The sequence below is a fragment of the Mesorhizobium sp. CNPSo 4661 genome, from assembly GCF_057784215.1.
In genome coordinates this window covers 1-5413 of the sequence record NZ_JBWGIO010000059.1, presented here as the reverse complement: position 1 = coordinate 5413, position 5413 = coordinate 1, and the positions used below count along the sequence as shown (strand labels likewise).

The following is a 5413-nucleotide window of genomic DNA, read 5'->3' as shown; positions in this document are numbered from 1 at the left end:
ATCGGCGCCGCCTGGTCGAAGCGCTCCAACGAGGGCCGCGACTATCTCGGCCTCAAGCTGGACGATCCGAGCTTCACCGCTCCGATCTACGCCAACCTCTTCGCCGACGAGGAAGGCGAGGGACACAGCCTCATCTGGTCCCGCCCCAATCGCCGCAACGGCGAGTAACAGTTAAGACAGCCCGTTCGACTTCGGTCGGACGGGCTTCGGCATCTGACAGCGGGCTTCAGCGGCGGAGCCGCGATCACCTGCTCTTTCGCAACAGAATTCCGTTGTTGGGCAGTACTTCGATGCCAGCTCTCTCAAGCGCATTCACGATCGCTAATATATTGTTTGCGATTGGAGTCCGCGCGCCGCGTTCGAAATCAGCGATTGTCTGCCTTGCGACGTTTGCCGCCCGGGCCAAATCGTCTTGGCTCCATCCCAACATTGCACGCGCACCACGGCATTGTTCGGCGCTGAAATTCGCCGCCCTCTCGCCAATATTCTGATTGACCTCAATCAATTTGTATATTATCCCTGCCTCGAACTTGCGGTCGAAGAGGGTGCGCAAACACCCTTTTCGACCTGACCAACGCCAAGCTGTGTGGAGCTCGGATCATGGCTGATTCCGACAATACCACGACTTTGTCTTCCGTCACGCTTGGACGGGAGACGCAATCTCCATTGACCAAAGAACATCCTAAGCCTTCGGCCGACCATGCAGTCGATGACCCGCTGTTGGCCGATCCAGCACTTGTTCTGTCCCTTACCTGGATTGACGCGCACGTTGCGATGCTAGCCTCCTCTCTGCGGAAGCAGCAGGCGGAGGAGGAGGTCTTGGAGCGCTGCTCGCGCTTGCCTACCGGCGAAGTCATTGAGTGCGGGGAGGGGACTGGTGCCGACTGCCGCTGCCCTGATTTCCTGAAGGAAGAACAGGATGACGCTGAAAAGGCCGACGCCTTGCTGGCTGAGATTGCGGCGACGCCTGCTCAATCCTTGGCGGGCGTGGTCGCCAAGCTCGCGGTCATCCTTCGGGAGGCGGCTGACAACACCGACCTTTGCGAATTTCCGCTGCCGCACATCCGCTCGGCCTTGGCCGATCTGCGGCGCCTCACGCATGAAGCGATAAGCGACCAGCCGCCCGGCTGGCCCGCCGGCGATCAGTCGATCGGCTCGCTGTTCGAGCAGCCTGCATCATCGTTCGCTGCCTGGCGCGCCTTCAGCGCATGGAGCCAGGGCAATGATGAGGCCTATCGCGCCTGGACGAACACATTCAAGACACTGCAAGGCGCAAGCCAGTAGGCATCCCAATCCCTGCCAGATCGCTCGGCGCCGGGAACTCTCCTCGTCCATTCGTCAATGACGGAATCCAAGGATTTCGCTCGACGCCGCGTCCCCCTATCAAATCCTTGAGAAGGGGAGGACGCGGATGAAGCCGGATACATCGCAGTGGCGTGACCCACAGGCATATGCGTTTGTCAAAGGCGCCGCCGCCGATGTGATTGCCTGGGAATTCCTGCGACGCAACTCACAGTACCAGCAGGACTTCGCGGCCTCCCACTCAGCCAAGGCGATGCGCACGTTGCGCAAGCGCTGGGGTTTGCAATTTCGCAGCCAGGCCTGACCAGTCCGCGGTCGAGCAGACCGTCTATTGGGCGCCTCAGATCGACCCCGGGGTAGTGAACCTGGTCGAGGCTCCCCCCGAGTTGCGCGCGGGGCAGGGCAGCGCCTTCGACATCCCGCTTGCCGCGGGCTGGCATGACGAAGTCGGCCTTCACATGCGATCTTCGCCCGGCGGCACGCAACTGGCGCTTCTCGGCGACGCAAAGCCAGGCATACCCCTTGCCGCCATCATCCCGCTCGACGACATGGCGCACGACCGGCTCCAGGCGATCGAGCGGTTCATCCGCTCGATCGACAGGCAACACCTTCCCGACGCGCGATTGACCGCAGCCCAGCGCCGGCGCCTTGGTCATATGCTGCGATGTCTCGATGGCAGGGAGCAGCAGGCATCCCATTTTGAAGTCGCGACCGCCTTGTTCGGCCGTCGGCTGGTCAGCGCCGCCGACTGGCACGACTCGGCTTTTCGCTACCAGACGTATCGCCTCGTGCGGGACGGCCTGAAGATGGTCGACCGCGAGTATCGTCAGTTGCTGCGGGCACGCCGGCGCGGATCTTGACGACCGCTTCCTTCATTCGCCGCTGGCTTCGGAGACATCCGCATAGCCTAGCTGGGGTCAGGCCAATCCACCTCGCACAGGAATGATGATCAAAAGACCGGCTGCTCCGAAATTTCACAGGCGATCGCCATTAAGGGCCGTCAACGATTGCGGCCGAGGTGCGTACTTTTGCAGATGTTCGACCAGCTGGCCTGGGCGCAGGAAATTTGCCGTAGCGGTGATGTTGGGACTTTCCAGCGGCAGCATGAACTTGTCAGGCGTTGAGCTGGCAATGAGGAAGATATGAAAATTCCTGTTTAATCCGACCAGGGCGGCGAAGATGGATTTATCGTCGCAGTTGTAGCGATAAGCGAATTGGTCGCGTGCCGTGAAGGTGCCTTGTTTGAGCGTACCGTCAAGCGGCAGGCTGCTTAAATGGGCGAACGCCATCTCTTCGGAAAGTCCGGAATTCAAGTACCATATCGTTTGGACCCCGCCTTCCGTCGCGAGGGGCTGGCCAACATGCTCGCGATATAACGCCATGCCGAGTTTCGCGGCAAACACATCCAGGTACGCCTTCACGAGCGGGCCGTCGGCATGGACAACTGTTTTACGGGTGAGGATGCCATTGCGGCTCCTCAACCATCGCGTCGTGGCTTTGCTTTTATCGAAGACCTCGTCGCGCACGCCTGGAGCGTCCCGTTCGACGGTATGGCGAAGCGTCAAGCCGTCGCTGCTCTCCCAGAAAGAATCCCGGTCGGCCTGGCTGATCCGCGAAAACAGAGCGGCCACGGCGTCGGCGCCCTTGGTGCCGTTGTTGCATGCCTTGCAGGCCGCGAACTCGAGGCCCTTCGGCCGCTGGCGCTTCAGGAACATGACAACGGGCGGCATGTGTTCGATGCTGGAAGGAGCGGTTGCGCAATAGATACAGCGCTCTTCCGTTTCGAGCATTGTGCGATGCGTTATGGTCTTCTGTTTCGCCTGTCCCACCTAAGCTTCCTACCCGAATTAACCCTCTGCAGTGATAAGGGCGGCGATCGCGGCGCGCGTGGCATCGACCAACCGCAGCCGCTCTTCAGGCTGCGCTATGAAGGTCTTTCGCAGGGTCGAAGGGATTTCGAGCTGTACCCCCCTTCCGTTCTTGCCACGATTGCAAATGTTGGACGTATCGCGGCCACGGAATTTGGGTGGATCGTCATCGACCTTGAAACCCGCCTGAGCGAGGCCATTGCCGATAGTCTGCCGAGACGTGGTATCGAGCCCGCCCATCCAGATGGTCTCGGTATCGTCGTAATCCTCGCGACCGTGGATAGCGACGACAAGTCCTGCCTTCGCGGTGAGCTGCAATGCCCGCGGTTCATCAAACTTCTCCGAGGGAATGTGAAGCTCGAACAGATTTCCTCCCGGCAGATTGCCTTCGAAAGCGTAGAAGGAAAAATCGTGACCTGCGATCTCTTCGGCGATCATAGAAGCGGGTTGTTCAATCTTACCCCCGTGGGGCGTCATTACCAGGACGGCGTCCTGCTGGCCGGCATGACACCGGATAAAGTAGTCGGTATCTAGCCGGTAAACAGCAGCAAGGTCCTTGTATGTCGAAAAACGATAGGCCATCGGTCACTACCTATATGCTGCGTCTTCTCTCAATCCTCGGTGCTTAACTGGATGTCCCTTTGATAGTAGGTGCGATGGCGTTCGGCCAATTCCAACATTGCGTCATTGCGTCGGGAATTCGGAACGGCGTCCAGAAGAAGCCAGGTGCATATCAAGAGCGTCAGCGAGATCGCTGAAAACGCCTCGTACAGCTCTCCCTCCTCAATCATTGGATCGATCGTCAACCGGTCTACGCCGTTTCCATCTTCCACCAAGTGCCGGCTGAGAGCCGAGGCGGTCACATGGGCCGTATCGGAAGAAATCCTACGATAGATCAGCACAAGGCGGGCAAAGTCACTACCCTTGCCCAGCTCAGTCGGCTGGAGCCGTTTTGCTGATTTATCATTGAGCATGTCCTGCCGCAGCCGGCGGGTTTCGGCGTCGAGGATATCGGTCGGTATCTCTGCTGCCAGCGATCGGCGGCTGGCTTTGTCATCGTCCTTCAGTCTCCGCAGGTAATCCGGCCACCGGCTCGCTGCATCCATATGCATACCGCACTCGATGACGTTGCGAGCGACGATCCGCAGATCGAGCAATTTGTCGCTCTGGATGTGACGTATGGCAGTGTCGAGGAAGGTCAGGATGCGCGCGTACAGGGCGAATTTCACCGAGAGCAGGTCGGGGTCGCTGACCGCGCCAGGATCGAACTCCAGGACTCCGGTTAGCGCCAGCGCCTCGCGCTGGAAGTCCTGCATCCACAAAAGCCAATCTTCGATCAGGGTAGGAGATGTGTAGGTCATGAGCGAGAAGGCATAACATCCTCTGCCTGACATGGCACCAGGCAAGCTGTCGCGCACCGAACCCGTTCACGGTTTTCGGCTGAAGGCTTCTATCCCTAGTGCGCTCTTTGGATCGCAGAAGCGGCGCCAGTAGAGGAAGCCAAGCAGATTCGCCCCTCTTTTCCCGAAGAGTTGAAACGGACCATTGCTACTATGGTCATTCGAAACCTGGCGTGATCTGAGGCAGACGCTGGATCATCGCGGCGAAAGGCTGTCGGCAACCTGTTGCAGCACCCGCCGCGGATTGTCGGTGATGACGTCGCCATGGCTGACGATGATCAGCTTGAGGCTGGGGTCGGAGGCCCAGTTGCGAAACGCCTGCGCCATCGCCGCTTTGTCCTTGACGAACATCCACTTTCCGACGCGTGGGACCTGCGGCGACGACACGCCGAAGCCAAGCAGGCGGGCCATGAGATGCGCGCCGATCCCGTGCGGATGGCGCACATTGGCGAGCAAGTCATGAGCCAGCGTCGTGCCGCCTGCGCGGCGAATAACCAGCGCACCTTCCTTGCCTTCCCGCCCCAAACAGGGCATTCGTGATCATGGTCTGCGCCTGATGCCGGATGAGGCGGGAATTGATGCAATGCCTGCCCGGCAACTGTGAGCTGACCTCTCGGTGACTCAACACGCTTCGTCGCGCAGTTACTCGATCCCGCCATTGCGTGCGTTCATCATTTTGCCGAGCGCGCCAACGACCTCTCGAACGGGCTGATCTGGCCGAAGGGCGGCTGAAGCCTCGACCGCCTATGCCGCAATGGCGCGTCGCGCGTTTCTTCCCCTGGGCGAAGCCCATTCCTCGCGAAACCAAGAAACGCGCGCCTGCGCCATCCTCCGCTTTGCTGC

General features: G+C 59.9%; 9 protein-coding genes. 4 read left to right on the top strand and 5 right to left on the bottom strand.

Features of this window, described 5'->3' with window-relative positions; genetic code table 11:
* On the top strand, positions 1-168 hold a 168-nt coding region (locus AC0YKC_RS33785; RefSeq protein WP_488513482.1), incomplete at its 5' end, for a DUF736 domain-containing protein.
* A 76-nt stretch (positions 169-244) separates the two neighbouring features.
* Here AC0YKC_RS33785 and AC0YKC_RS33780 read toward each other — a convergent pair.
* Positions 245-553 carry a helix-turn-helix transcriptional regulator gene (locus tag AC0YKC_RS33780; RefSeq protein ID WP_488514215.1) on the bottom strand — a complete coding sequence of 103 codons (309 nt, stop codon included), beginning with the start codon at positions 551-553 and terminating at the stop codon, positions 245-247.
* A gap of 47 nt (positions 554-600) precedes the next feature.
* Between AC0YKC_RS33780 and AC0YKC_RS33775 the strand changes: the two genes are divergently transcribed.
* The 3 genes from AC0YKC_RS33775 (at position 601) to AC0YKC_RS33765 (ending at position 2162) form a co-directional block, all read left to right on the top strand.
* A complete protein-coding gene (locus AC0YKC_RS33775) occupies positions 601-1284 on the top strand; it encodes a hypothetical protein (protein ID WP_488514214.1) in 684 nt (227 codons plus the stop codon).
* A 127-nt stretch (positions 1285-1411) separates the two neighbouring features.
* The gene (locus AC0YKC_RS33770; protein ID WP_488514213.1) at positions 1412-1606 is read left to right on the top strand and encodes a transcriptional regulator domain-containing protein; all 195 of its coding nucleotides are present in this window, start codon (positions 1412-1414) and stop codon (positions 1604-1606) included.
* A 55-nt stretch (positions 1607-1661) separates the two neighbouring features.
* Positions 1662-2162 (top strand): DUF2285 domain-containing protein, encoded by a 501-nt coding sequence (locus tag AC0YKC_RS33765; RefSeq protein ID WP_488514212.1) that lies wholly within the window; start codon positions 1662-1664, stop codon positions 2160-2162.
* Between the two features lie 114 nt (positions 2163-2276).
* On the opposite strand, the gene AC0YKC_RS33760 is transcribed toward AC0YKC_RS33765, so the two are convergent.
* The 4 genes from AC0YKC_RS33760 to AC0YKC_RS33745 all read right to left on the bottom strand — a co-directional run bounded on the left by AC0YKC_RS33760 (position 2277) and on the right by AC0YKC_RS33745 (position 5095).
* Positions 2277-3131: a hypothetical protein gene (locus tag AC0YKC_RS33760; RefSeq protein ID WP_488514211.1), complete on the bottom strand. Its 855-nt coding sequence runs from the start codon at positions 3129-3131 to the stop codon at positions 2277-2279.
* An 18-nt stretch (positions 3132-3149) separates the two neighbouring features.
* A complete protein-coding gene (locus AC0YKC_RS33755) occupies positions 3150-3752 on the bottom strand; it encodes a poly-gamma-glutamate hydrolase family protein (RefSeq protein WP_488514210.1) in 603 nt (200 codons plus the stop codon).
* Positions 3753-3781: 29 nt separating this feature from the next.
* Positions 3782-4531 carry a DUF5677 domain-containing protein gene (locus AC0YKC_RS33750; RefSeq protein ID WP_488514209.1) on the bottom strand — a complete coding sequence of 250 codons (750 nt, stop codon included), beginning with the start codon at positions 4529-4531 and terminating at the stop codon, positions 3782-3784.
* 234 nt (positions 4532-4765) lie between these two features.
* The gene (locus tag AC0YKC_RS33745) at positions 4766-5095 is read right to left on the bottom strand and encodes a hypothetical protein (RefSeq protein ID WP_488514208.1); all 330 of its coding nucleotides are present in this window, start codon (positions 5093-5095) and stop codon (positions 4766-4768) included.
* Positions 5096-5413 lie beyond the last annotated feature (318 nt).

Coding starts and splice junctions, on each gene's coding strand:
- AC0YKC_RS33775 (WP_488514214.1), top strand. CDS start 601: ATGGCTGATTCCGACAATACCACGACTTTGTCTTCCGTCACGCTTGGA.
- AC0YKC_RS33770 (WP_488514213.1), top strand. CDS start 1,412: ATGAAGCCGGATACATCGCAGTGGCGTGACCCACAGGCATATGCGTTT.
- AC0YKC_RS33755 (WP_488514210.1), bottom strand. CDS start 3,752: ATGGCCTATCGTTTTTCGACATACAAGGACCTTGCTGCTGTTTACCGG.
- AC0YKC_RS33750 (WP_488514209.1), bottom strand. CDS start 4,531: ATGACCTACACATCTCCTACCCTGATCGAAGATTGGCTTTTGTGGATG.